This is a genomic window from Streptomyces sp. NPDC020379 (assembly GCF_044387105.1).
Classification (GTDB): domain Bacteria; phylum Actinomycetota; class Actinomycetes; order Streptomycetales; family Streptomycetaceae; genus Streptomyces.
Window position 1 is genome coordinate 62296 of sequence record NZ_JBIRVR010000021.1, and the last position, 25618, is coordinate 87913.

Annotated in this window: 23 protein-coding genes and 1 riboswitch; of the genes, 18 read left to right on the forward strand and 5 right to left on the reverse strand. The window is 71.7% G+C overall.

Annotation, left to right across the window (positions count from 1 at the left end; translation table 11 throughout):
* Window positions 1–5 precede the first annotated feature (5 nt).
* From pafA to ACH427_RS24830, 11 genes are all read left to right on the forward strand, one after another.
* Window positions 6–1367 (forward strand): Pup--protein ligase, encoded by a 1362-nt coding sequence (gene pafA / locus ACH427_RS24780; protein ID WP_116210878.1) that lies wholly within the window; start codon window positions 6–8, stop codon window positions 1365–1367.
* 135 nt (window positions 1368–1502) lie between these two features.
* On the forward strand, window positions 1503–2483 hold the full coding sequence (locus ACH427_RS24785; RefSeq protein WP_398872617.1) for an FKBP-type peptidyl-prolyl cis-trans isomerase: 981 nt from the start codon (window positions 1503–1505) through the stop codon (window positions 2481–2483).
* 76 nt (window positions 2484–2559) lie between these two features.
* Window positions 2560–2940, forward strand: coding sequence for an FKBP-type peptidyl-prolyl cis-trans isomerase (locus tag ACH427_RS24790; RefSeq protein WP_398872619.1), 381 nt, complete (start codon window positions 2560–2562; stop codon window positions 2938–2940).
* Window positions 2941–3065: 125 nt separating this feature from the next.
* Window positions 3066–4097 carry a helix-turn-helix transcriptional regulator gene (locus tag ACH427_RS24795; protein WP_398872621.1) on the forward strand — a complete coding sequence of 344 codons (1032 nt, stop codon included), beginning with the start codon at window positions 3066–3068 and terminating at the stop codon, window positions 4095–4097.
* 44 nt (window positions 4098–4141) lie between these two features.
* On the forward strand, window positions 4142–5104 hold the full coding sequence (locus ACH427_RS24800) for a helix-turn-helix transcriptional regulator (RefSeq protein ID WP_398872623.1): 963 nt from the start codon (window positions 4142–4144) through the stop codon (window positions 5102–5104).
* A gap of 32 nt (window positions 5105–5136) precedes the next feature.
* Window positions 5137–5391, forward strand: a complete 255-nt coding sequence (locus ACH427_RS24805; RefSeq protein WP_398872625.1) for a hypothetical protein — start codon at window positions 5137–5139, stop codon at window positions 5389–5391.
* Between the two features lie 68 nt (window positions 5392–5459).
* The gene (locus ACH427_RS24810; protein ID WP_398872627.1) at window positions 5460–5666 is read left to right on the forward strand and encodes a hypothetical protein; all 207 of its coding nucleotides are present in this window, start codon (window positions 5460–5462) and stop codon (window positions 5664–5666) included.
* Between the two features lie 243 nt (window positions 5667–5909).
* The gene (gene tatA / locus ACH427_RS24815) at window positions 5910–6191 is read left to right on the forward strand and encodes a Sec-independent protein translocase subunit TatA (RefSeq protein ID WP_398872629.1); all 282 of its coding nucleotides are present in this window, start codon (window positions 5910–5912) and stop codon (window positions 6189–6191) included.
* Window positions 6192–6298: 107 nt separating this feature from the next.
* Window positions 6299–7195 (forward strand): twin-arginine translocase subunit TatC, encoded by an 897-nt coding sequence (gene tatC / locus ACH427_RS24820; RefSeq protein WP_398872737.1) that lies wholly within the window; start codon window positions 6299–6301, stop codon window positions 7193–7195.
* Window positions 7196–7293: 98 nt separating this feature from the next.
* A complete protein-coding gene (locus ACH427_RS24825) occupies window positions 7294–8202 on the forward strand; it encodes a diacylglycerol kinase (protein ID WP_398872631.1) in 909 nt (302 codons plus the stop codon).
* A gap of 45 nt (window positions 8203–8247) precedes the next feature.
* Complete coding sequence (locus tag ACH427_RS24830) at window positions 8248–11076, forward strand: DEAD/DEAH box helicase (RefSeq protein ID WP_398872633.1); 2829 nt, start codon at window positions 8248–8250, stop codon at window positions 11074–11076.
* A gap of 307 nt (window positions 11077–11383) precedes the next feature.
* On the opposite strand, the gene ACH427_RS24835 is transcribed toward ACH427_RS24830, so the two are convergent.
* The 3 genes from ACH427_RS24835 to ACH427_RS24845 all read right to left on the reverse strand — a co-directional run bounded on the left by ACH427_RS24835 (window position 11384) and on the right by ACH427_RS24845 (window position 13918).
* Window positions 11384–12025: a hypothetical protein gene (locus ACH427_RS24835; protein ID WP_398872634.1), complete on the reverse strand. Its 642-nt coding sequence runs from the start codon at window positions 12023–12025 to the stop codon at window positions 11384–11386.
* A gap of 56 nt (window positions 12026–12081) precedes the next feature.
* Window positions 12082–12927, reverse strand: a complete 846-nt coding sequence (locus ACH427_RS24840) for a siderophore-interacting protein (protein WP_398872636.1) — start codon at window positions 12925–12927, stop codon at window positions 12082–12084.
* Between the two features lie 67 nt (window positions 12928–12994).
* Window positions 12995–13918, reverse strand: a complete 924-nt coding sequence (locus tag ACH427_RS24845) for a 5'-3' exonuclease H3TH domain-containing protein (RefSeq protein WP_398872739.1) — start codon at window positions 13916–13918, stop codon at window positions 12995–12997.
* 244 nt (window positions 13919–14162) lie between these two features.
* Between ACH427_RS24845 and ACH427_RS24850 the strand changes: the two genes are divergently transcribed.
* Together ACH427_RS24850 and ACH427_RS24855 are read left to right on the forward strand one after the other, a co-directional pair.
* Window positions 14163–15266, forward strand: coding sequence for a glycine betaine/L-proline ABC transporter ATP-binding protein (locus tag ACH427_RS24850; RefSeq protein ID WP_398872638.1), 1104 nt, complete (start codon window positions 14163–14165; stop codon window positions 15264–15266).
* On the forward strand, window positions 15259–17067 hold the full coding sequence (locus ACH427_RS24855) for an ABC transporter permease/substrate binding protein (protein ID WP_398872640.1): 1809 nt from the start codon (window positions 15259–15261) through the stop codon (window positions 17065–17067). Before ACH427_RS24850 ends, ACH427_RS24855 begins: the two co-directional genes overlap by 8 nt.
* A 325-nt stretch (window positions 17068–17392) precedes the next feature.
* Here the strand turns inward: ACH427_RS24855 and ACH427_RS24860 are convergent, their stop codons facing one another.
* A complete protein-coding gene (locus tag ACH427_RS24860) occupies window positions 17393–18304 on the reverse strand; it encodes a LysR family transcriptional regulator (RefSeq protein WP_398872642.1) in 912 nt (303 codons plus the stop codon).
* Window positions 18305–18374: 70 nt separating this feature from the next.
* Here ACH427_RS24860 and ACH427_RS24865 point away from each other — a divergent pair, with 70 nt between their 5' ends.
* The gene (locus ACH427_RS24865) at window positions 18375–19511 is read left to right on the forward strand and encodes a TDT family transporter (protein ID WP_398872644.1); all 1137 of its coding nucleotides are present in this window, start codon (window positions 18375–18377) and stop codon (window positions 19509–19511) included.
* Here ACH427_RS24865 and ACH427_RS24870 read toward each other — a convergent pair.
* Window positions 19459–20199 carry a helical backbone metal receptor gene (locus ACH427_RS24870; protein ID WP_398872646.1) on the reverse strand — a complete coding sequence of 247 codons (741 nt, stop codon included), beginning with the start codon at window positions 20197–20199 and terminating at the stop codon, window positions 19459–19461. The genes ACH427_RS24865 and ACH427_RS24870 overlap by 53 nt on opposite strands.
* A gap of 37 nt (window positions 20200–20236) precedes the next feature.
* Window positions 20237–20460: riboswitch (cobalamin riboswitch) on the forward strand.
* 37 nt (window positions 20461–20497) lie between these two features.
* On the opposite strand from ACH427_RS24870, the gene metE reads away from it, so the two are divergent.
* The 4 genes from metE to ACH427_RS24890 all read left to right on the forward strand — a co-directional run bounded on the left by metE (window position 20498) and on the right by ACH427_RS24890 (window position 25611).
* Window positions 20498–22804: a 5-methyltetrahydropteroyltriglutamate--homocysteine S-methyltransferase gene (metE, locus tag ACH427_RS24875; protein ID WP_398872648.1), complete on the forward strand. Its 2307-nt coding sequence runs from the start codon at window positions 20498–20500 to the stop codon at window positions 22802–22804.
* Between the two features lie 341 nt (window positions 22805–23145).
* Window positions 23146–23742: a hypothetical protein gene (locus ACH427_RS24880; protein WP_398872650.1), complete on the forward strand. Its 597-nt coding sequence runs from the start codon at window positions 23146–23148 to the stop codon at window positions 23740–23742.
* 9 nt (window positions 23743–23751) lie between these two features.
* Entirely contained in the window at window positions 23752–23919 is a 168-nt protein-coding gene (locus ACH427_RS24885) for a hypothetical protein (protein WP_398872652.1), read from the forward strand.
* 372 nt (window positions 23920–24291) lie between these two features.
* A complete protein-coding gene (locus tag ACH427_RS24890) occupies window positions 24292–25611 on the forward strand; it encodes a wax ester/triacylglycerol synthase family O-acyltransferase (protein WP_398872741.1) in 1320 nt (439 codons plus the stop codon).
* The last annotated feature ends 7 nt before the right edge of the window (window positions 25612–25618 follow it).

Here is a 25618-nt window from a genome sequence, read left to right on the forward strand (position 1 = left end):
CAGGCATGGACCGCCGCATTTTCGGGCTGGAGAACGAGTACGGCGTCACGTGCACGTTCAGGGGACAGCGCCGACTGTCACCTGACGAAGTGGCGCGCTACCTCTTCCGCCGTGTCGTTTCCTGGGGGCGCAGCAGCAATGTCTTCCTGCGCAACGGTGCTCGTCTCTATCTGGATGTGGGTTCGCACCCCGAATACGCGACTCCGGAGTGCGACAGTGTGATCGAGCTGGTCACCCACGACAAAGCGGGCGAGCGCATTCTCGAAGGACTCCTCGTCGATGCCGAACGGCGCCTGCACGAGGAGGGGATCGCGGGCGACGTCTATCTGTTCAAGAACAACACCGACTCGGCCGGAAACTCCTACGGTTGCCATGAAAACTATCTCGTGGCCCGGCACGGTGAGTTCTCCCGCCTGGCGGACATCCTCATTCCCTTCCTCGTCACCCGGCAGCTGCTGTGCGGCGCGGGCAAGGTGCTCCAGACCCCGCGTGGCGCGGTCTACTGCGTGAGCCAGCGCGCGGAGCACATCTGGGAGGGCGTCAGCTCCGCGACGACGAGATCGCGCCCGATCATCAACACCCGGGACGAGCCGCACGCGGACGCCGAGCGCTACCGCCGCCTGCATGTGATCGTCGGCGACTCGAACATGTCCGAGACGACGATGCTGCTGAAGGTGGGCGCCACCGACCTCGTCCTGCGGATGATCGAGGCCGGGACGGTGATGCGCGACCTGACCCTGGAGAATCCGATCCGGGCGATCCGCGAGGTCAGCCACGACATCACCGGCCGCCGCAAGGTGCGGCTCGCCAGCGGTCGCGAGGCGTCGGCCCTGGAGGTCCAGCAGGAGTATTACGAGAAGGCCGTCGACTTCTGCGAGCGCCGCGGCATCCGCACGGGCACGGTCGAGCGGGTCCTGGAGCTGTGGGGCCGCACCCTGGAGGCGATCCGCGACGAGGACCTCGACCGGATCGACACCGAGATCGACTGGGTGATGAAGTACCGCCTCATCGAGCGCTACCGCGCGAAGAACAACATCACCATGTCGCACCCGCGGATCGCGCAGATAGATCTCGCGTACCACGACATCCACCGCCGCCGCGGGCTCTACTACCTCCTGGAGAAGCGCGGCCAGGCGGCCCGGGTGTGCAATGACCTGAAGATCTTCGAGGGCAAGTCCGTGCCCCCGCAGACCACTCGGGCCCGGCTGCGCGGTGACTTCATCCGGCGGGCCCAGGAGCAGCGCCGGGACTTCACCGTCGACTGGGTGCACCTGAAGCTCAATGACCAGGCGCAGCGCACGGTGTTGTGCAAGGACCCGTTCCGTTCGGTGGACGACCGGGTGGAGAAGCTGATCGCCGGGATGTAGTTCCGTCCGCCGTCCGTCACCGTGGCGCGCCGGGCCGCACCCGGCGCGCTGCCGTGTCGGGCAGCGGTTGATCCACGTGGCTCAGGCCGTAGAGTGGCGGGCACTGCTCAGACCCCCCTAGCCCGAGTTGGACTGATGAACCTCACGAAGAACACGCGTCGCCTCGCCGCGGCGTTGGCCGTGCCTGTCCTGCTGTTCACTGCCGCGGCGTGCGGGTCCGACGACAGTGGCTCGTCCGACTCCAAGGTGAAGGTGGAGGGGAAGTTCGGGGATAAGCCGGACATCTCCGCGCCGAAGGACGCCAAGGCCGGTGACAAGGTCTCGACGAAGACCTTGGTCGAGGGCAAGGGCGCCACCGTGGAGAAGGGCGCGTTCGTCCGGCTCGACTATGTCGGTCAGGCGATGAAGGCGGACAAGCCGCTCGTCAGCAGCTGGATGTCGCCGACCGGCGGCGCCGAGAAGGGCCCGCGGCGCCAGGCCGTGGCGCAGACCGGCCAGCCCGGCCGCGAGCTGCCCACGAAGGTGCTGGACGAGGTCGTCGGCAAGAAGGCCGGCAGCCGGATCGAGGTCGAGGGCACGGCCAAGGCGCTGGTGGGCGAGGAGCTCAACCCGCAGGCCGGGGTCAGCCCCGAGGACGGCCTGGTGTGGGTCATCGACATCGTCGGGACGCAGAAGGTCGACCCGAAGAGCGAGGCCAAGGGTGAGCAGGCCAAGCCGGACTCGGGCATGCCCGAGGTGAAGGCCGCCCCGCAGAAGGCCGCGGAGATCACCATCCCCAAGGACGAGAAGGCGCCGACCGACCTCAAGCAGCAGCTGCTGATCAAGGGCGACGGCGCGGAGGTCAAGGCCGGTGACGGTCTGATCGCGCAGTACACCGGCGTGAAGTGGGAGGACGGCAAGAAGTTCGACTCCTCCTGGGACCACGGTGGCGCCACCGCCTTCCAGATCGGCACCGGCTCGGTCGTGCAGGGCTGGGACAAGGGCCTGGTCGGCAAGCACGTCGGTGACCGCGTCGAGCTGGTCATCCCGCCGAAGCTGGCCTACGAGGGCCAGTCGCAGAGCGGTCTCGACAAGAACACCCTCGTCTTCGTCGTCGACATCGTGGGCAAGGTCTGACCTCCGGGTCCGCCTTCCCCGTGGCATCTGCCAGACTTGCCCGGTTGTCCGCAGGATTTTTCACAGGAGAGCTTTCGTGAGCATCGACAAGCCCGAGATCGACTTCCCCGAGGGCCCGGCCCCCACCGACCTTGAGATCAAGGACATCTGGGAGGGCGACGGCGCCGTCGCCGAGGCCAAGGACTTCGTCAAGGTCCACTACGTGGGCGTGGCCTTCTCCACCGGCGAGGAGTTCGACGCGAGCTGGAACCGCGGCCAGGCGCTGGAGTTCCAGCTCGGCGTCGGCCAGGTCATCGAGGGCTGGGACAAGGGTGTCCAGGGCATGAAGGTCGGTGGCCGCCGCAAGCTGGTCATCCCGGCCCACCTGGCCTACGGCGACCGCGGCGCGGGCAATGCCATCGCCCCGGGCGAGACCCTGATCTTCGTCTGCGACCTGATGGGTGTCGCCAAGCGCTGACGCCCTCCGGCATGAGCGAGTGACGGGCCGAGGGCCCATGCCTGCGGGCATGGGCCCTCGGCTTTTGTCGTACGACCACCGAGCGGTACGGTCAGCGGTTGAGAGCACAAGTAGAGAGGGCGTCGATGGCGATTGCCAAGGCCGAGCGGCTGATGAACCTGGCGCTGTGCCTGCTGGGCACGCGCCGTCCGCTCAGCAAGCGGGAGCTGCGGGCCTCGATCGAGGCGTACCTCGAAGCCTTCGGGCCGGGACACGGAACCGGCTCCGGGCCCGGGCCCGGGCGGAGCGCGGCCTCGGGCGGCGAGGGCACGGGCAACGGCGGCGATGACGCCTTCAACCGCATGTTCGAGCGCGACAAGGACGACCTCCGCGAGCTCGGTCTGATCATCGAGACCGTGGAGAGCGTCGACGGCGAGACCGGCTACCTCGCCCGCCGCGACAGCAACCGCCTCCCGCCCGTCACTCTCGATGTCGAGGAGGCCGCCGCCCTGGGCCTGGCCGCCAAGGTCTGGCAGCAGGCGCGTCTCGCCGGTGCCGCCAGCGGCGCGCTCCAGAAGCTGCGCGCCGCCGGGATGCCGCTCGCGGAGGATCCGTACGAGGGCAACATGGCGCTCGAACCGCGCATCCCCGTGCATGAGGCGGCCTTCGAACCGCTGATGCTCGCCGCCCGCGACCGCCGCCCCGTCACCTTCGACTACCGCAAGGCCAACGCCGCGCGCCCCGAGCAGCGGCACGTCGAGCCCTGGACGCTGGAGTGCTGGCGTGGCCACTGGTATCTGGCGGGCTGGGACCGCGACCGCGGTGCCGAGCGGGTCTTCCGGCTCTCCCGGATCACCGGCCGGGTGCGCTCGCGCGGCATCCCCTTCACCGCCCCCGTGCCCGACCATGTGACCGTCCGCGGGACGGTCGAGAGCTGGGCGGGGGAGACCGCGACCGGCACCGCCCGGATCAAGGTGCGGGCCGGCCACGGCTATCCGCTGCGCGCCCGCGCCCTCGCCGCCCGCGCCCTGGGCGACGGCTGGGACGAGCTGGAGATTCCGTACGGCCACGGGCTGGACGCCTGGCTGGTCGAGTTCGGCCCGGACGTGATCGTGCTGGAACCCGCCGAGCTGCGGGCCGATGTGCTGGACCGGCTGCGTGCCGTGGCCAAGGGCTGAAGCGAAGCAGGATCAGAGCGGGAAAGAGGACGGACTCCCTTCTTATGGCCGGAAACGCCATTGACCAGACCCGGCGGATGCTGTCGCTGGTCACCTATCTGCGGGAGCGCCCCGGCGCCCGGGTCGCCGATGTCGCGCGCGCCTTCGGGATCACCGAGGACGAGCTGATCGGCGACCTCGACGTGCTGCCGATGTGCGGCACCAGCTTCCGCGGCGGTGACCTGCTGGACATCGACACCGACGGCGACCGCATCTGGTGGCACAACCCGGACGCGTCCGGCACGAGTACCGGTGAGCCGCTGCGGCTCGCCGCCGACGAGGCCACCGCGCTGCTGGTCGCCGCGCGCGCCGTGGCGACCCTGCCCGGCCTGCGCGAGGGCGACCGGCAGGCCCTGGTGCGCGCCACCGCCAAGATCGAGGCCGCGGCGGGCGAGGCCGCCGGTGCCAGCTCCCGCCTCTCGGTCACCTTCGAGTCCGAGGGCGGCGTCTTCGCCGACGTCGACCGGGCCATCGCCGAGCGCCGCCGCGTCTGGCTGCGCTACTACTCTCCCGCGCGGGACGAGCTCACCGAGCGCGAGGTCGACCCGATCCGGCTGTTCGCCGTGGGCCACACCTATATGGAGGCGTGGTGCAGGCTCTCGGAGGCACGGCGCACCTTCCGGCTCGACCGGGTGGCCGAGATCCGGATCCTGGACGAGCACTCCGACCCGCCGCCCGTGGAGCTGCGGGACCTCTCCGAGGGCCTGGTGCAGCCGGCGGCCGAGGACCCGGAGGTCGTCATCGAGGTCGGGCCCGGCGGCCGCTGGGTCGCCGAGTACTACCCGCACGACAGCGCCGAGGAACTGCCCGAGGGTGGGCTGCGGATCACGCTGCGCACCCCCGACCCCGCGTCGCTGCGCCGGCTGGCGCTGCGGCTCGGCCGCGACGGGCGGATCGTCACCCCGCCGGAGCTGGCGGACAGCGCGCGCGACGCGGCCCGTGAGGCCCTCGCGGCGTACGGGGAGTGACCACGGTGGTTTCGGGGAGAGGGGCGGGACGCATGGGTGGGGACGTACTGGACGCCGGACGGGCCGTGGCCGCGGTCTTCAAGGCGGCCTGCCCGGACTGCCGGGGGCGCTTCGAGCTGGCCGCCGGGGCGCTGCGGCTGGCGATCGGCGCGAGCGACCGGACGACCTTCTACTCCTTCACCTGCCCCGACTGCGGCGCCGCCGTCCGCAAGCCGGCGGGGGAGCGGATCATCGAGCTGCTCACGGGTGGCGGAGTGCGGACGCTCCGGCTGCACTCGTCGGTGTGACACCCGGGCCGGCGCCCGTCCGGCCCGCCCTTTCCGGCCATCCCGTACACCCCGATAGGCTCGCTCCCATGTTCTGGCCCATGCTCGCCATCGCCCTCGCCTTCTGCGGCATCGCCGTGCTCGGCGTGCTCGCCGCCCGGGTGCTCGTGGAGGTGCGGCGGCTGGCCCGGCAGGTGTCCGAGAGCTCGGTGCGCATCACCCGCGCGGCCGAGGACCTCGAACGGGCCGCGACCCCGCTGGCCGGCCAGGCCGCGTCGGCTTTCCGCCAGAACTGAGCGGAAGCCGCGGCGGGAGTGGCAGGGGGCGGCCGCAGCACTCTCCTGTGGCCCGGAAGCTGGCGGTACGCTGTTTCGGGCGGCCCTGCTGACGAGGCGGAGGGTCGCAACCGGGCGTACGTGCGGGGATTGCCCAGCGTTTACCCCTGCGCGTTACGATCGCTGCCGTAGAGCTGGTGGACAAATGTCCGATCAGTCGGCAGTTCCCACCCCCATGCCGCTTCGGTGAGAAGGTAAACGCATATGTTCGGAAGGCTCGGCGCCCCCGAGATCATCCTCATCCTCGTCGTCGTTGTCCTGCTGTTCGGTGCGAAGAAGCTCCCGGACATGGCGCGCTCCCTCGGCAAGTCCGCCCGGATCCTCAAGAGCGAGGCCAAGGCCATGCGCTCGGAGGGCCAGGACAACGCCTCCGCCCCGGCCGACCCGCCCGCCGACGCCCAGGCTCCCCGTACGATCAAGGCCGCGCCCGGCGACGTCGCCGCCCGTCCGGTGAACGAGCCCAGCGACCGCACGCCGCAGCACTGATCCAGGGACGAATGGGACGGCCGCCCGTGGCGACCGTCTGCCGCACGAGATAGGGACGTGGGTTGCCCAAGTCTGCCCGCAAGAAGGAGAAGGACCCCGAGGGGCGGATGCCGCTCGCGGACCACCTGCGTGAACTGCGCAATCGCCTGGCGAAGGCCGTGCTGGCCATCGTCGTGGTCGCGATCATCGCCGCGTTCTACAACAAGCAGATCATGGACTTCCTGTCCAGCCCGGTGCCCAAGTGCGCGAACCGGGATCTGTCGCAGAGCCATGGCGGCAACTGCGCGGTGCTCACGTTCAACACCCTGGCGTCGCCGTTCACGACCGTGGTGAAGGTGTGCCTGCTCGCGGGTGTCACCGTCTCCTCCCCGGTCTGGCTCTACCAGCTGTGGGCGTTCCTCGCGCCCGGGCTGCACAAGAACGAGAAGAAGTACACGATCGCCTTCGTGGCGACCGCCGCCCCGCTCTTCGTCGCGGGCGCCTACCTGGCGTACCTGATCATGCCCGCCAGCATGCGGGTGCTGCTCAGCGTCACCCCGGAGACCGCGGCCAACACCCTGGGCCTGAACGACATCCTCGACTTCACCGTCCGGATGATCCTCGTCTTCGGCCTCTCCTTCGAGCTGCCGCTGATCCTGGTCATGATGAACATGGTCGGCATGGTCTCGGGCAGGACCATGCTCAAGTGGTGGCGTGGTGTCGTCATGGGCACCTTCGTCTTCGGCGCCGTCGCGACGCCGAGCACCGACCCCTTCGGCATGTGCGTCCTCGCCGTCCCGATCAGCATTCTGTACTTCGGAGCCGTCGGCTTCTCGATCCTCAACGACAAGCGCCGGGAACGGGCCAACCCCGACCACCTCCTCGACGACGACGAGGCGGCACCGCTGGACCTGACCCCGCAGCCCGTCGGCGATTCCGAGGCGCTGCCCTCGCTGTCGGCACGCTCGGCCGACGACCACGGCGCCGGACCGGCCCGCCGCAACGGCTACGACGACATCACCTGACGTACCGCGGCGGCCACCGGAGCCGCCCACGCCCCAGGGGCGGCCGCTGTCGCAGCGGCCGCCCCTGGGGCGTATCCGGACCCGCTAAGGTCCGGCGGGTGACCAGCGACATCACCCTCTTCGTCAACCCCACGGCGGGCCGCGGGCGGGGCGCCCGGGCCACCCAGCCCGCCGCCCGGCTGCTCCGCGACGCCGGGTTCTCCGTCCGCACGGTGCTGGGCGAGGACGCCGCCGACGCCCTGACCCGGGCCCGCGCCGCGGTCGCGGGCGGCACCGGGGCGCTGATAGCCGTCGGCGGCGACGGGATGTGCTCCCTCGCGCTCCAGGCCGTCGCCGGGACCACCACCCCGCTCGGCGTCGTGGCCGTCGGCACCGGCAACGACTTCGCCCGCGCCGCCGGTCTGCCCGTACGCGACCCGGCGGCCGCCGCCCGCGTCATCGCCGACTCCCTCAAGGGGGACGGCGGCCTGCCCGTGGACCTCGGGCGGGCCGGGGACACCTGGTTCGGCACCGTCCTCGCCTCCGGCTTCGACTCCCGCGTCAACGACCGCGGCAACCGGCTGCGCTTCCCCACCGGACGGCTGCGCTACGACGTGGCGCTGCTCGCGGAGCTCGCCGCGCTGCGCCCCGTGCCGTACCGCATCACCCTCGACGGCGGGCCCGCGCGGCAGGCCGACGCCACCCTCGTCGCCGTCGGCAACGGCAGCTCGTACGGCGGCGGCATGCGCATCTGCGCCGGCGCGCGGCTGGACGACGGGCTCTTCGACATCACCGTCGTCGGCCCGTGCAGCCGCTCCACGCTCCTCACGGTCTTCCCCAAGGTCTACCAGGGCACCCACCTCGGGCACCCCGCGGTCACCGTCCACCGGGCGGCCGAGGTGACCCTGGAGGCGCCCGGCACCACCGGCTACGCGGACGGCGAACCGCTGGGCCCGCTGCCGCTCACCGCCACGGCGGTCCCCGGCGCCGTCCGCCTCCTCGGAGCCCGCGCCACCGGTGCTCGATAAAGATCGGGTGCGCTGTCAGGGGTCCCCGGTAGGCTCGTACACAAGATGACCGACGACATGTCCCCTGCTGAGCGCTACGCCCTGTCCCGGGCCCGCGCCGCCGAGCAGGCCACCGCGCTCGCCCCTTTCCGCGAGATGTACGAATTCGAGCTCGACCCCTTCCAGATAGAGGCGTGTCAGGCCCTGGAAGCGGGCAAGGGCGTGCTGGTCGCGGCGCCCACCGGCTCGGGCAAGACCATCGTGGGCGAGTTCGCCGTCCACCTCGCCCTCACACAGGGCCGCAAGTGCTTCTACACCACGCCGATCAAGGCGCTGTCGAACCAGAAGTACAGCGATCTCGTCAAGCGGTACGGCGCGGCCAAGGTCGGCCTGCTGACCGGTGACAACAGCGTCAACGCCGACGCCCCGGTGCTCGTCATGACCACCGAAGTGCTGCGCAACATGCTCTACGCGGGTTCGCAGGCGCTCGACGGCCTGGGCTACGTGGTCATGGACGAGGTGCACTATCTCTCCGACCGCTTCCGCGGCGCCGTGTGGGAGGAGGTCATCATCCACCTCCCGGACTCGGTGACGCTGGTGTCCCTGTCGGCCACCGTCTCCAACGCCGAGGAGTTCGGCGACTGGCTGGACACCGTCCGCGGTGACACCGAGGTGATCGTCTCGGAGCACCGGCCCGTGCCGCTGTGGCAGCACGTGCTCGCCGGCCGGCGGATGTACGACCTCTTCGAGGAGAAGGACAGCCCCGAGGGCACCCCCGGCGCCGGGCGCCGCGAGGTCAACCCCGACCTGGTGCGGCTGGCCCGGATGGAGAACAGCCGCCCCTTCGCCGGTCGCGACCGGCGCCGCGGCAAGAATCTCCGCGAGGCCGACCGCGAGCGCGAGCGCCGCCAGCGCAGCCGGATCTGGACCCCCAGCCGCGTCGAGGTCATCGAGCGGCTGGAGGCCGAGGGCCTGCTGCCCGCCATCACCTTCATCTTCAGCCGGGCCGGCTGCGAGGCCGCCGTCCAGCAGTGCATGTACGCCGGGCTGCGGCTCAACGACACCGAGGCGCGGGCCAGGGTCCGCGAGATCGTCGAGGAGCGCACCGCCTCCATCCCCGACGAGGACCTCCACGTCCTGGGCTATTTCGAGTGGCTGGAGGGGCTGGAGCGGGGCATCGCCGCGCACCACGCCGGGATGCTGCCCACCTTCAAGGAGGTGGTCGAGGAGCTCTTCGTCAAGGGCCTGGTCAAGGCCGTCTTCGCCACCGAGACCCTCGCGCTGGGCATCAACATGCCGGCCCGCTCGGTCGTCCTGGAGAAGCTCGTCAAGTGGAACGGCGAGCAGCACGCCGACATCACCCCCGGCGAGTACACCCAGCTGACGGGCCGCGCCGGGCGGCGCGGCATCGACGTCGAGGGGCACGCGGTCGTCCTGTGGCAGCGCGCCATGGACCCCGGCGCGCTCGCGGGCCTGGCCGGCACGCGTACGTATCCGCTGCGGTCGAGCTTCAAGCCGTCGTACAACATGGCGGTCAACCTCGTCTCGCAGTTCGGCAGGCACCGCTCGCGGGAGCTCCTGGAGACCTCCTTCGCGCAGTTCCAGGCGGACAAGTCGGTCGTCGGCATCTCCCGGCAGGTGCAGAAGAACGAGGAGGGCCTGGCGGGTTACCGCGAGGCCGTCACCTGCCACCTCGGCGACTTCGAGGAGTACGCGCGGCTGCGCCGCGAGCTCAAGGACCGCGAGACCGAGCTGGCCAAGCACGGCGCCAGCCAGCGCAGGGCGGCCGCCGCCGCGGCGCTGGAGAAGCTCAAGCCGGGCGATGTCATCCACGTGCCCGCCGGGAAGTACGCCGGCCTGGCCCTCGTGCTCGACCCCGGGCTGCCCGCGGGCCGCACCGACCGGCACCGCGGCTTCGACCCGCACGACGGGCCCCGCCCGCTGGTGCTCACCGCGGAGCGGCAGGTCAAGCGGCTGGCGCCGATCGACTTCCCGGTGCCCGTCGAGGCCCTGGAGCGGATGCGCGTCCCCAAGTCCTTCAACGCCCGCAGCCCGCAGTCCCGGCGCGACCTCGCCTCCGCGCTGCGCACCAAGGCCGGGCACATCGTGCCCGACCGGCACCGCAAGCAGCGGGCCGCGGCCGCCGACGACGCCGAGATCACCCGGCTGCGCACCGCCATCCGCGCGCACCCGTGCCACGGCTGCAACGACCGCGAGGACCACGCCCGCTGGGCCGAGCGCTACCACCGGCTGCTGCGGGACACCCGCCAGCTGGAGCGCCGCATCGAGGGCCGGACGAACACCATCGCCCGCACCTTCGACCGCATCTGCCGGCTCCTGACCGACCTCGGCTATCTGCGCGCCGACGAGGTCACCGAGGACGGCCGCCGGCTGGCCCGGCTCTACGGCGAGCTGGACCTGCTGGCCTCGGAGTGCCTGCGCGACGGCGTCTGGGACGGTCTTCAGCCGGCGGAGCTCGCCGCGTGCGCCTCGGCGCTCGTCTACGAGGCGCGCATGGCCGACGACGCCGCTCCGCCGAAGCTGCCCGCCGGTCCGGCGCAGGCCGCGCTCGGCGAGATGATCCGGATCTGGGGCCGCCTCGACGCGCTGGAGGAGGAGCACAAGATCAACCAGGCGGAGGGCGTCGGCCAGCGCGAGCCGGACCTGGGCTTCGCCTGGGCCGCGTACCGGTGGGCGCAGGGGCACGGTCTGGACGAGGTGCTGCGTGACATCGAGATGCCGGCGGGGGATTTCGTCCGCTGGTGCAAGCAGTTGATCGATGTCCTCGGGCAGATCGCTGCGGCGGCTCCGCAGGGGAGTCCGGTCGCGCGGAACGCACGCAAGGCGGTCGACGGGTTGCTGCGGGGGGTTGTGGCTTACTCGTCGGTGGGGTGAGGTTCGCTGTGGCTTGCGGCGGGCTTTCTCCCCGGCCCCGCCCCTTCCCGGCTGCGTCTGATGTGCGGCTGCGCCGCGTGGGGGGCTGAGCCCCGGACCCCGCAACACGGCTTCGCCGCGTTGTCCTCGAACTCCCCCGGCTACCGCTGGGAGGTGCCCCCAACGGGCTGGATTTCGCGGACCGTAGCCAGCGCATTCAGCCCGTCCGGCGTTTGAGGACGCGACCGAAGGCCGCCGGGGTCCGGGGCCTCCCCGGTTTCGGGAAGGGGCGGGGTAGGGGAACAAAGCGCCGCACGCGCACCCGGCGTCACCACCCCCCGTTGGACTCATCCCGCTCCGCCGAGCCCAAACGCGCCCGCCGCCGTACCAACGCATACGTCCCCAGAGCCGTAAGCGCCGCCGCCGCAACCGCCGACCCCGCGCTCACAGCGACCAGCGCCCCCGTGCTCATGCCGGAGGACCCGGAGTCCTCGTCCTCCTGGAGCGCGGCCTCGCTCGTCTTGTCCACGGCGTCGTCGTAACTCCTGGGCCCGGCGCAGAAGTCGCGGTTGCCGGGGTCCATCTCCGGCACCACGGTCAGGTCGACGGTCCGCACGGCCTTGCCCTCGCCGTGGTCCTTGAGGGCGACCGGGTAGGTGCCGGGCGTGATGTCGCAGAGGACGACGGCGGCGGCGATCGCGTAGCGCTGGGCGTCCTTGCCCTCCCGGAACCGCTTCGCCTTGATCTTGACCGTCTTGGCGAAGGCGGGGGATTCCAGCGTCACATAGCCGTTGTTGTCGTCGAGGGTCCCGTCCTGCACCGTCACGGTGAACGTGGCCTCGCGCCCCCGCTGCGTGGGCTGCTGGCCGGTGACCTCCCAGGACGGGTCGGCCAAGGCGCCGGGCGCGGATATGAGAACGAGCGCGGCGGTGGCCGCGCTCGTGAGGGCCATGCGGGCGGGGGTCTTCATGCGGTGAGGATATCGACGGCGGTAAACCCCGCCAGGGTGCGGGCCGTTGCTCCCGCCTAGGCGGCCTTCCCCTCCTGCTCCGCCTCCACCTGCTGGTTCCACTCCCGCTTGGACGCCTGCCAGCCGTCCTCGTCGTGGCCGCGGCGCCAGTAACCCGATATCGACAGACGCTCGCGCGGCACCTCGCGCTCGACCCGCAGGAAGCGCCGGAGCTCCTTCACGAAGCCCGCCTCGCCGTGGACGAAGGCGTGGACGTTCCCAGGCGGGAAGTCGAGCGAGCACACCGCCTTGACCAGCGCCTCGCCCACCGGGGCGCCGTCGCGGTGCAGCCAGGTGACCTCGACGCCCGCGGGCAGGTCCAGGCGCTGCTCCTCCGCCGCGTCCGCGACCTCGACGAAAGCGTGCACCGGCACCCCGGCGGGCACCCGCTCCAGGGAGGCGGCGATCGCGGGCAGCGCGCTCTCGTCACCCGCCAGGAGGTGCCAGTCGGCGGCCGGGTCGGGGGAGTAGGCGCCGCCGGGGCCGAGGAAGCGGATCTCCGCACCCGGCCGCACGGAGGCCGCCCAGGGGCCGGCGAGGCCCTCGTCACCGTGGACCACGAAGTCGATCACCAGCTCGCGCCGCTCGCGGTCGAAGGCGCGCACGGTGTACGTCCGCGTGCTGGGCCACTGCTCGCGCGGCAGGTCGCGGCGGACGGCCTCCATGTCGAACGGCTCCGGGTAGGTGACACCGGGTACCGGGAAGAGCAGCTTCACATAATGGTCGGAGTGCTCACCGGCGGCGAAGTCCGCGAGGCCCTCGCCGCCCAGGACCACCCGCACCATGTGCGGCGTCAGCCGCTCGGTGCGCACCACGTGCGCGCGAGTGAGCTGCGGCTTCTTCCGGACGGGACGGTCTGCCATGGCGGTCTCCCCTGTACGCGCTGACGAGGACGCACGCGGGCATCCTCCTAAGTAAGGCACACCTAACTTAGCAGGGCTGGTCCGCGAGCACCGTCAGAAGCCGCTGGAGCGAACCGCCCAGCCCCCACTGCTCGGCCAGTGCCTCCAGCGCCATCGGGTCGCGCGGCTCGCCGGGCAGCGCGGCGTCGAAGGGGGCCAGCGGCACATCCGACGCGACCCGTACGACCTTCGGCGCCACCGCCAGATACGGGCGGGCCTCCAGCAGCCGCTTGCGCTGCGTCGGGGTGAGCTTGGAGGCGGGGTCGTCGGCCGCGGCCATGATCCCGGCCAGGTCGCCATGGGCGGCCAGCAGCTTCGCCGCCGTCTTCTCGCCGATGCCCGGCACCCCCGGCAGGCCGTCGCTGGGGTCACCTCGCAGCAGCGCGAGATCCGCGTACCCGGTGCCGTCCACCCCGTACTTCTCCCGCAGCAGTGCCTCGTCCACGGTCTGGAGGGTGCCGACGCCCTTGAGCGGATACAGCACCCGCACCCCGCGCCGGTCGTCCACCAGCTGATAGAGGTCGCGGTCGCCGGTGACGATGTCCACCGGGCCGGGCGCCCGGCCCGCGAGGGTGCCGATCACGTCGTCCGCCTCGTATCCCACGGCGCCGATCCGGGCGATGCCCACCGCGTCCAGCACGCTCTCGATCACCGGCACCTGCGGGGAGAGGGTGTCCGGGGTCTCCTCGACATATTCGGTGGCCTGCCCGCCCTCGACCTCCTCCGCGACGCGGTGCGCCTTGTAGGACGGAATCAGGTCGACCCGCCACTGCGGCCGCCAGTCGAAGTCCATGCAGGCCACCAGGTCGTCGGGCTGGTGGTCCTGGACCAGGCGGGCGATGAAGTCGAGCAGGCCGCGCACCGCGTTCACCGGGGTGCCGTCCGGGGCCCGAACGGAATCCGGCACACCGAAATAGGCGCGGAAATACAGGGAAGCTGTGTCCAGAAGCATCAGGCGTCGCGTCACGGATCGATGATGCCGCATCCCACTGACACTCCCCGGTCACCCCCGGCGGCGGATGTGAAGTGGATCACTGTTCCGTTTGCCCGGATTGATCGGGGGCAGGCGCGGCACCGGAGCGGACCTCGCCGCTACGCAAGGCGCGGCGGGCACGCGGACCGATACCGCACCGCTCCACGTCCGGGCCCGCACGGGGGCGGCCGGGACGTTCCTGAGTTCGACCCGAGAGGTGTATGTGTCCAGGCTTCACGCCGAGCACCTGTACAAAGTGTTCGGCAAACGACCCGAAGCGGCCGTCCAGCGGCTCGAAGGCGGCGCGAGCCGTGACGAGCTGCGCGCTGACGGCACCACCGCGGCGGTCATCGACGCCTCCTTCGAGGTGGAGGCCGGCCAGATCTTCGTGGTGATGGGTCTCTCCGGATCCGGCAAGTCCACGCTGCTGCGCATGCTGAACGGCCTGCTGGAACCGACCGCCGGACGTGTCCTCTACGACGGTCAGGACCTGACCGCGCTGGCTCCCCGCGAGCTGCGCGAGGTCCGTTCCCGCAGCATCAGCATGGTCTTCCAGCACTTCGCGCTCTTCCCGCACCGCAGTGTGCTGGAGAACGCCGCGTACGGCCTGGAGGTGCAGGGGGTGCCCCGCCAGGAGCGCGAGGAGCGGGCCGCGGAGGCCCTGGAGCTCGCGGGCCTCAAGGGCTGGGAGACCTCCTGGCCCGACGAGCTGTCCGGCGGCATGCAGCAGCGCGTGGGCCTCGCCCGCGCGCTGGCCACCGACGCCGACCTGCTGCTGATGGACGAGTCCTTCAGCGCCCTCGACCCGCTGATCCGCCGTGATATGCAGGACCAACTGCTGGACCTCCAGACGCGGCTGAAGAAGACCATCGTCTTCATCACCCACGACCTCAACGAGGCCATGCGCCTGGGCGACCGGATCGCCGTCATGCGCGACGGCCGGATCGTGCAGAACGGCACGGCCGAGGACATCCTCGTCCGGCCCGCCAACGACTACGTCGCCTCCTTCATCCAGGACGTCGACCGCTCCCGGGTCCTCACCGCCGGATCGATCATGGCCGACTCCACGGCCCCCGGCAGCGACCGGGAGGTCATCGACGCCGCGCCCGCCACGGTCACCGCCGAGACCCCCGTGCACGAGCTGTTCGCCCCCTTCTCGCACAGCGACCTCCCCGTCGCCGTCACCGACGAGCGCGGCGAGCTGGCCGGTGTGGTCACCCGCGACCGTCTGCTGTCGGCCCTCGGCGACGAGCCGAAGGTCGTCCCGCAGCAGGCCGCCGCCCCCGGGACGCCCGAGCCGAAGGCGGAGGTGACCGCCCGTGCCTAGGATCCACTTCGGCAACTGGGTCGAGTCCGCCGTCAGCTGGCTCCAGACCCACCTCAGCTGGCTCTTCGACGCCATCAACACCGTGCTGACCGGGGCGTACGACGGTGTCGGCACCGTGCTCGGCGGCCCGCACCCGCTGATCATGGCGGGCATCCTCGCCGTGATCGCCTGGTGGCTGCGCGGCCTCCTGCCCGCCGTCCTCACCTTCGCCGGCCTGGCGCTCGTCGACTCCTTCGGCCTGTGGGACCGGGCGATGTCGACGCTGTCCCTCGTCCTCGTCGCGAGCCTGATCACCCTCGTGATCGCCGTGCCGCTGGGCATCTGGGCCGCGCGCAGCCGCACCGTGAGCAATGTGCTGCGCCCGGTCCTGGACGTCATGCAGACGATGCCGGGCTTCGTCTATCTGATCCCCAGCGTGATGTTCTTCTCGATCGGGCCCATCCCCGGCCTGATCGCGACCGTGGTGTTCTCGATGCCGCCCGGCGTACGCATGACCGAGCTCGGCATCCGCCAGGTCGACGGTGAACTGGTCGAGGCCGCCAAGGCGTTCGGCACCACGCCGCGCGACACCCTCACGCGGGTCCAGCTGCCCCTCGCCCTGCCCACGATCATGGCGGGCATCAACCAGGTGATCATGCTGGCGCTGTCCATGGTCGTCATCTCCGGCATGGCGGGCGCGGGCGGCCTCGGCGAGGCCGTCTACGCGGCGGTCACCCAGGTCGACATCGGCGGCGGTGTGGAGAGCGGCCTCGCGGTCGTCATCCTCGCCATCTACCTGGACCGCATGACCGGCGCGCTCAACCAGCGGGTCTCCCCGCTCGGCCGCCGGGCCCTGGCCAAGGCGGCGGCGACGGCGCGGGGCGCCTCGTTCCTGAGCTACCGTCCCGGCACGGCCGTGGCCACCGTCGGCGTCGTCGTCCTCGCGCTCGTCGCGGGCGGCATGAACCTCGCCGGGAGCGGCGACGGCAAGCAGCACGTGGCCGCCGGCAAGAACGTCGGCGACGGCAAGCAGATCAAGCTCGGCTACTTCCCCTGGGACGAGGCCGTGGCCACCACCTACCTCTGGCAGAACATCCTGGAGGACCGGGGCTTCAAGCCGGACATCAAGCAGCTCGACCCCGGCCCGCTCTACACCGCGCTCGCCCAGGGCCAGATGGACGTGCAGTTCGACTCCTGGCTGCCCACGACGCACAAGCAGTACTGGGACCGCTACGCGAACCAGCTCACCGACCTCGGCTCCTGGTACGGGCCGACGTCGCTGGAGCTCTCCGTGCCGTCCTACGTCAAGGGCATCGACTCGCTCGCCGACCTCAAGGGCAAGGGCGCGCAGTTCGGCGGGAAGATCATCGGCATCGAGTCCAGCGCCGGCATGATGGGCACCCTCAACGACAAGGTGCTCAAGGCGTACGGCCTCGACGGTGAGTACAAGGTCGTCTCCTCCTCGACCGCCACGATGCTCGCCGAGCTCGACCGCGCGATCAAGAAGAAGGAGCCGATCGTCACGACCCTGTGGACCCCGCACTGGGCCTACGGGAAGTACGACCTCAAGAAGCTCAAGGACCCGCAGGGTGCCTGGGGCAAGGGCGAGCAGATCCACACCGTCGCGAAGAAGGACTTCGGCAAGGACTTCCCGCAGGCCGCGGAGTGGCTGAAGAACTTCAAGATGTCGGACGAGGAACTGGCGTCGCTGGAGGTCGCGGTCAAGGACGGCGGCAAGGGCCACGAGAAGGACTCGGCCCGCCGCTGGCTGGAGGCGCATCCGGGCATGGAGGACAAGCTGGCGCCTGTGCCGGCGAAGTAGCGGGCTGGGGGTCGGGCCGGCTCGCGCCTGCGGCGGGCTTTTCCCCTGCCCCGCCCCTTCCCGGCCGCGTCTGATGTGCGGCTCCGCCGCGTGGGGAGCCCCGGACCCCCAGCGCCCTGCGGGCGCGTCCTCAAATTCCCCCAGCTACCTCCCCCGGACGGAGTCCGGGGGTGCCCCAACGTGCTGGATGTTCTGGCCACGGTCCGCACATCCAGCCCGTTGGGGGCACCTCCCAGCGGTAGCTGGGGGAATTTGAGGGCAACGCGCGAAGCGTGTTGCTGGGGGTCTGGGGCGCAGCCCCGGTTCCGGGAAACGCGAGCCCCCTTCACCCCCGCGTCAAAGACAAAAGCTCCCGCCCCGGCCCCACCGGCACATGCCCCACCCGCCACACCGCCCGCAGATCACGCCGCAGGCGAATCCCCACCGGCACCTCCACGAGCCGCCGGGAAGCGAGCTCCTCACCCACCGCGAGCTCGCTCAGCACAGAAGGCCCCGCGCCACTCACGACGGCGGACTTCACGGCCGTCGTCGACGACAGTTCGAGCAGCGGGACGGCGAGACCGCCGTGAGAAGCGAGCGCGGCGTCGAGCACCTGCCGCGTCCCCGAGCCGCGTTCGCGCAGGATCAAGGGGGTGGCCGCCAATTCCGAAGGGGGCAGCGGAGCGCGGCGGCGGGCCCACGCGTGGGAGGGGGCCACCACGACGACGAGCCGGTCGTGGCCGACGACCGCGCCGTCGAGGCCGGCCGGCACGTCCAGGCCCTCGACGAAGCCGAGGTCGGCCTCACCGGCGCGCAGCCGGTCGGCGACGGCGGCGGAGTTCCCGGCGAGCAGCGAGACGGCGGTGCCGGGCAACTGCCGGTGCAGGGCGATCAGCCAGCCCGGCAACAGGTATTCGGCGATGGTCATGCTCGCGGCGACCCGCAGCCGCGAGTCCCGGCGCCCGCGCAGCGCCCGCGTCCCCGCGTCGAACGCCTCGGCGGCCTCGACGACCCGCCCGGCCCAGTCGGTGACGAGCGCCCCCGCGTCGGTGAGCCGCGAGCCGCGCGGCGAGCGTTCGACCAGGGCCACGCCGAGCTGTCGCTCCATGCCGCGGATCCGGCTGCTGGCGGCCGGCTGGGTGATGCCCAGCTCCTTCGCCGCCCGCCCCAGGCTGCCCAGCCGGGCCACGGCGAGCAGGAGCTCCAGCGCCCCGAGATCGGGCACCCGGTGGGCGAGAGGGCTGCTCGGATCGCTCATAAACCCAGCTTATGCCCTCATAGACCGATGGCCTCTGGTTGCACGGAGTGCCATGGGCAATCGTGGAGGCATGACCACGCTCGTCCACCCCAGCCCCACCCCTCTCACGCGTCACGAACCGCGGCCGGGTGTCCGCCACCTCGGCCCGAACTGGTACGCCGCCGTGATGGGCACCGCCATCGTCGCGGGCGCCGGAGCCGCGCTCCCGGCCCACTCGCCGGGGCTGCGGGTGGCGTACGAGGCCGTCTGGGCGCTGGCCGCCCTCGCCCTCCTCACCCTGCTCGCCGCCCGCGCCGCGCACTGGGCGCGCCACGGTGACCAGGCCCGGCGGCACCTCGCCGACCCGGGCGTCGCGCCGTTCTACGGCTGCCTGGCCATGGCCCTGCTCGCCGTCGGCGGCACCACCCTCTCCGTCGGCTCGGGCGTCATCGGCACGTCCGCGGCCGTGGCCGTCGACTCCGTCCTGTGGGTGGGCGGCACCGTGCTCGGGCTGGTCGCCGCGGCGGGCATCCCGTATCTGATGGTGACCCGGCACCGGGTCGAGCCCGGCGCCGCCTCGCCCGTCTGGCTGCTGCCGGTGGTCGCCCCCATGGTCTCCGCCGCGAACGGCCCGGCGCTGGTCGCGCACCTGCCGGCCGGGCAGTGGCGGGCGGCGATGCTGCTGGGCTGCTACGCGCTGTTCGGCATGAGCCTGCTGATGACGCTCGCCATCCTGCCGATGCTCCTCTCGCGGCTGGTGCACCACGGCCCGCTGCCCCTCGCGATGACCCCGACCCTCTTCCTGGTGCTGGGCCCGCTGGGCCAGTCCACGACGGCCGTGAACAACCTCGCCGACGCGGCACCGGGAGCCGTCGCGGCCCCGTACGCGCACGCGATGTCCGCGTTCGGCGTGCTCTACGGCGTCCCGGTGATGGGCTTCGCGCTGCTGTGGCTGGCGCTGGCCACAGCCATGGTCGTGGGTGCCTTCCGGCGCGGGATGGGCTTCGGGATGACGTGGTGGGGCTTCACCTTTCCCATCGGCACCTGCGTCACCGGCGCCGCGGCGCTCGCCCGCCACACCCACCTGCACGCCTTCACCTGGCTGGCCGTCGGGCTCTACGCCCTGCTCGTCGCCGCCTGGGCGGTCGCCGCGGCCCGCACCCTGCACGGGCTGGTCAACGGCCGGCTGCTCGCAGCGCCGCGGCCAGCACCCGCGGTGCTTCGGTGAGCGAGGGGCCGTACCACGTGAGGTGACGGCCGCTGACCAGCGCGTACGGCAGCCCGGGGAACGCCTCCGGGCCGTCGTCGGCACTGAAGCGGTACGGCTCGTCCGGCAGCACGACCAGCTCGGCGCCGCACGAGGTCAACTCCTCCAGGGGCACGCGGGGATAGCGCTCCGCGTGCCCGGCGTACGCGTGCGCCACCCCGAGCCGGGCGAGGACGTCCCCGGCGAAGGTGTCCCGGCCCAGGACCATCCACGGCCGCCGCCACACCGGCACCACCGCCCGCACGGCGCGGCCCGTGGCCCGTACGTCCCGCCACGCCTCCTCGGCCTCCGCCAGCCACGCCGGCCGCTCCAGCCCGCACCCCGCCACCAGCACCCGCTCCAGCTCCGCGAACGCCTGCTCCAGCGTGCGCACTTCGGTGACCAGCACCCGCAGGCCCGCCGCGCGCAGAGCGGCGAGGTCGGGGGCGCGGTTCTCCTCCTCGTTGGCGAGGACGAGGTCGGGCGCGAGGGCGGCGATACGGGCCACGTCGGGGTTCTTCGTGCCGCCGATCCGCGTGACGCCGAGCCCGGCGGGGTGCTCGCACCAGTCGGTGGCACCGACGAGCAGCCCGGGCGCGCTGACGGCCACGGCCTCGGTGAGCGAGGGGACGAGGGACACCACGCGCCGTACGGCAGTACGAATGGCCATGATCACAGAGTACGCCCGGGCGGCAACTCCTGTGACTATGCTGGCCGGTGCAGCTGGTTCGCCCCGTCCGCCAGTCGGGAGCGTCGCAAGAGGGAATCCGGTGCGAATCCGGAACTGCCCCGCAGCGGTGAGTGGGAACGAAAGCGGTCATACGCACTGGACGCCGTCCGGGAAGCGACCGCCGGTAGGTGACCGGCCCCTCGACGAGGGACCGGGGCGCGCCCGCGAGTCCGAAGACCTGCCACTGCCCGTATGCCCGCACGGGGTACGGACCGCACGAACTCCGGAGGAGAGTTCCGTGAAGCAGACGCATGTCGCACGTGTGAATCCCACGCTGCACGGCTATCCGCGGCAAGGCCCGGGCCGTGAGCTGAAGAAGGCCACCGAGAGCTATTGGGCCGGCCGCCTGGGGGCGGAGCAACTCCTGGAAACCGCCGCCGCATTGCGTGCCGCGGCCCGCGAGGAGCTGCGCGAGGCGGGCATCACCGAGGTGCCCACCGGTGACTTCTCGTTCTACGACCATGTGCTGGACACCGCCTGGGCGGTCGGCGCCGTGCCCGAGCGGCACCGGGCGGCGGCCACAACCGAGCTCGACGTCTATTTCGCCATGGCCCGCGGCACGGCGGACACGCCACCGCTGGAGATGACGAAGTGGTTCGACACCAACTACCACTATCTCGTACCGGAATTGGGCCCCGATTCGGAATTCACGCCCGATTCCCGTAAGCAGGTCGGCGAATTCCGTGAGGCATGCGACGCGGGCCTCACCGCCCGGCCCGTGCTGCTGGGTCCCCTCAGCTTCTTGCTGCTGGCCAAGCCCGCGCCCGACGCCGGCGCGGACTTCGAGCCGCTGACACTCCTGGACCGGCTGCTGCCCGTCTACGCCTCGCTGCTCGCCGACCTGCGGGCGGCCGGAGCGGAGTGGGTGCAGCTGGACGAGCCCGCGCTCGTGCAGGACCGGCCCCGGTCCGTGCTGAACGCCACCGCCCGCGCCTACCGCGAGCTCGGCGCGCTCACGGACCGCCCCCAACTGCTCGTCGCGTCCTACTTCGACCGGCTCGGCGACGCCCTGCCGGTGCTCGCCCAGGCCCCGGTCGAGGGGCTCGCGATGGACTTCACCGGTCCCGCGGCCGCCAATCTCGAAGAGCTGGCCGCGCTCGGCGGGCTCCCCGGCAAGCGGCTCATCGCGGGCGTCGTCGACGGCCGCAACATCTGGGCCGCCGACCTGGAGCGGGCCCTCTCCACCCTCGCCACCCTGCTCGGCCTGGTGGACCGGCTCGATGTCGCGCCGTCCTGCTCCCTGCTGCACGTGCCGCTCGACGCCGCCGCCGAACGCGACCTCGACCCGCAGATCGCCCGCTGGCTCTCCTTCGCCCGCCAGAAGACGGCCGAAGTCGCCATCCTCGCAAGGGCCCTGAGCGAGGGCCGCGAGGCGGTGGCGCCCCAGCTCGCCGCCAACCGCGCCGCCCTCGCCTCCCGCGCGGGCTCCGCGCTGACCCGCGACGCGGCCGTACGGGACCGCTGCGCGGCCGTCACCGCCGAGGACACCCGCCGCCCGCAGCCGTACCCGGAACGGGCCGCCGCCCAGCGCGCCCGGCTGGACCTCCCGCCGCTGCCCACGACCACCATCGGCTCCTTCCCGCAGACCGCCGAACTGCGCCGCGCGCGGGCCGATCTGCGTGCCGGGAAGATCACGGCCGATGAGTACCGGGAGCGGATCGCCGCCGAGATCCGCGAGGTGATCGCCTTCCAGGAGAAGGCCGGCCTCGATGTGCTGGTGCACGGCGAGCCCGAACGCAACGACATGGTCCAGCACTTCGCCGAGCGGCTGAACGGCTACCTCGCCACCCGGCACGGCTGGGTGCAGTCCTACGGCACGCGCTACGTCCGGCCGCCGATCCTCGCCGGTGACGTCTCGCGGCCCGCCCCGATGACCGTCGAATGGACCCGCTACGCCCAGTCGTTGACCCAGCGCCCCGTGAAGGGCATGCTCACCGGCCCTGTCACCATGCTGTCCTGGTCCTTCGTCCGCGACGACCAGCCGCTCGCCGAGACCGCCCGCCAGGTGGCCCTCGCCCTCCGCGACGAGGTCGCCGACCTGGAGGCCGCGGGCACCGCCGTGATCCAGGTCGACGAGCCGGCCCTGCGCGAACTCCTGCCGCTGCGGGCCGCCGCCCGGCCCGGCTATCTGGACTGGGCCACCGAGGCGTTCCGCCTCGCGACCAGCGGCGTCCGCGCCGACACCCAGATCCACACGCATATGTGCTACGCCGAGTTCGGCGAGATCCTCGCCGGGATCGAGGCCCTGGACGCGGACGTCATCAGCCTCGAAGCGGCGCGCTCACGGATGGCCGTCGCCGACGAGCTGGCGGCCGCGGGCTATCCGCGCGAGGCGGGCCCCGGTGTCTACGACATCCACTCACCGCGCGTCCCCCCGGTCGAGGAGATCGCCGAACTCCTGCGGCACGCGCTGCGCGCGGTCCCCGCGGAGCGGCTGTGGGTCAACCCCGACTGCGGCCTGAAGACCCGCGCCCCGGAGGAATCGGGCCCGGCGCTGGAGAACGTGGTCGCGGCGGCGCGGCAGGTACGCGCGACGCTGCGCTGACCTGCCCGCCTCGATGACGGCCCGCCGCTCTTGGGGGAGAGCGGCGGGGTGGGCCGGGGGTTCTTTCTTCTGTACGGGTGACTCTCCCGCATGATCTCACTCGCCCATGCATGGACCGGGTCGACGGCGAGACCGGTCCCTTCCGGCGCTTGCGTCATCGGTTGAAGGGGGCTTTGCGCCATCGTGCGCTGTTCGACGCAGGTGGAGTGACCGTGATTCGGCCAAGCCTGTGGTGAGTGTCCCCCTCGCAGTGATATCGAACTAACGTTCCCGCGTGCTGGATCGACCGACCGGCATGGTGACGGAAGGGAACACCTATGCGCACAGCAAGACCCCTGTCCGTGGCAGCTGTTGGCCTGGCGGTGGCCACTGTTCTGGGTCTCGGCACCTCTGCCTCGGCGGTGGCACCGGCCGCCTCGGACAACTCGACCTCTTCAGCCGGGCATGTGATGGTGGACGGACACCGTGTGGTGACGGGGACCACCATCGGGGAGTGGGGCAAGACGACGAAGGGGGAGCGGTATTCCTTCACCTACAAGGCCGGCGAGACCAAGCCCTCCGGTCCCGCGGCTCCGGCGGCGGCGAGCTGCTCGTTGTACATATCCGATGTCTCCTTCCATGGCGCCGGAGCCAGTTCGTACTTCCAGTGGGAGACCTCGCAGACGTGCAGCGGGTCGTTCGGCGCGCAGAAACTGCAGACGCAGATGTGGCGCAGCTCGTGGAGCGGGCCGCGTGGATACAACAACTGGCACGGCACAGGTCTGACGTCGAACCAGTTCATCGACTTCGGGTGGTCGACGGATTGTCACGACGGTGGCGGCACTTACACCTACTACCCTGTGATGCAGGGCTACGCCAGCGGTATCGGCTGGGGCCCGAAGACCCGTTCCAACAACGATCTGCGCGAGGGATGCGGGACCAGGGCTCCGAACCCGTAGGAGAGACGCATGGTCGAACAACCTCCCACGCGGTACTCGTCCGAGGGCACGCCCCTGGGGCGTACCGCGGACAGCATCAGGTTCAGCACCAGCTACTCCACTGAGACCCCGCATGCCCACAAGCTGTGGTGGCGCATCAGGGACGTGCTCCGCCGACCGGTGAAGAACGGCAGGTAGTACCACTGAGCATGCGAGCACCGGGCACGACTGGGCCTTCTCTGCGGGAACGCCGCGCGGGGAGGGCCCGGATTTTCGGACCGATTGCGGAGTGTCTGAATCCCGTGTCGCCGGCGCCACTCGGATACCGGGGTGCTGGGGGCGGCCTCGTCGCTCGGTGGGGAGCGAGCTGCGGGCCGTCCACCGGAGTGGCCGAAGACCCACCCGTCTTCACATGTCGTTAACACAGCGTGGCATGTGCGCACTTTACCGTAGTCGACAGACGGCGTTTGACTTCTGGTCGTTTGCGTCCAGCGGCGTCGCCCCCGGACCGGCTCGACGCGCGAGCGTGCCCATGCCCCTGTGAACTCGGAGACCCCCGTGACCTCTGGCGTGACACCCGAACCGCTCTCCCCGCTCGACCTCTCCTTCTGGAACATCGAGTCCGCCGGCCACCCCCTGCACATGGGCGGGCTCTTCGTCTTCGACGCCGACAGCCCGGACGCCGCCCAGCGGGCCGCCGGGCTGATCGCCGCCCGGGCGTCCCGTACGCCGGGCCTGAACACCCGCATACGCTCGGTCTTGTTCCCCGTCGGCGGAGCCGCCCGTGATGTGGACCCCGGCTTCGACCCGTTGAACCACGTACATCTCACCGCTCCCGTACGGGACTTCCTCACGGCCGCCGGGATCCTGATGCAGCAGCCCCTGGACCGGGAGCGGCCGCCGTGGGCCGCGCATGTGCTGCCCGGCGCGGACGGTACGTCCTTCGCCGTCCTGTTCACCTTCCACCACGCCCACGCGGACGGCATACGCGCGGCCTCGTACGTCATGTCCCTCTTCGACGGGGCACCCGTTCCCGCCCATGCCGCCCGGCCGCCGAAGAGCGGCTCCGGACTGCGCCTGCCCGGACTGCGCGAGCTGCCCGGTCTGGTGCGCGGCGCCGTCACCGACGCCGGACGTGGCCTTTCCATCGCCTCCGCCATGGTCGGCGCCGCCCTGGATGTGAACTCCTCGCCCGCCCTCGCCTCCCGCGCCACCGGCGCCCGGCGCGCCGAAGGTGCCATCGTCGACCTGCGCGATGTGAAGCGCGTCCGCGAGACCACCGGCGGTACCACCAACGACGTCCTCCTCGCCGTGGTCGCGGGCGGCATGCGGCGCTGGCTCGACAAGCGCGGCGACGGCAGCACCGGCGTACGCCCCCGCGCCCTCGTCCCCGTGTCGCTGCGCGACCCGAGCGACCCGACCGCCTCGGGCAACCGGCTCTCCGGGTATCTGACCCGGCTCCCCGTCGACGAGCCCGACCCCTTTGCCCGCGTGCGCGCGGTACGCGAGGCCATGGAACGCAACAAGCAGGCCGGGCCCGCCGGCGGCGCGGGCGCCGTCGCACTGCTCGCCGACTTCATCCCGCCCCTCGGCCACCGCTTCGGCGGCCGCGTGATCGCCCGCTCGGGCCGTCTGTTCTACGACCTGCTCGTCTCCAGCGTCCCGATGCGCGGTGCGCGTGGCCTCACCCTGGCCGACAGCCGAGTCCGCGAGGCATATCCGCTCGCCCCGCTCGCACCCGGGCAGTCCCTCGCCGTGGGTGTCACCCCGTACGAGAACCACGTCTTCTACGGCCTGCTCGCCGACGCGGTCGCCGTGCCGGACCTGGACCTGCTGGCCCGCTCGATCGTGGAGGAGGCGGCGGAGCTGGCGGCTGTCTGCGGGGGGTGAGCCCTGG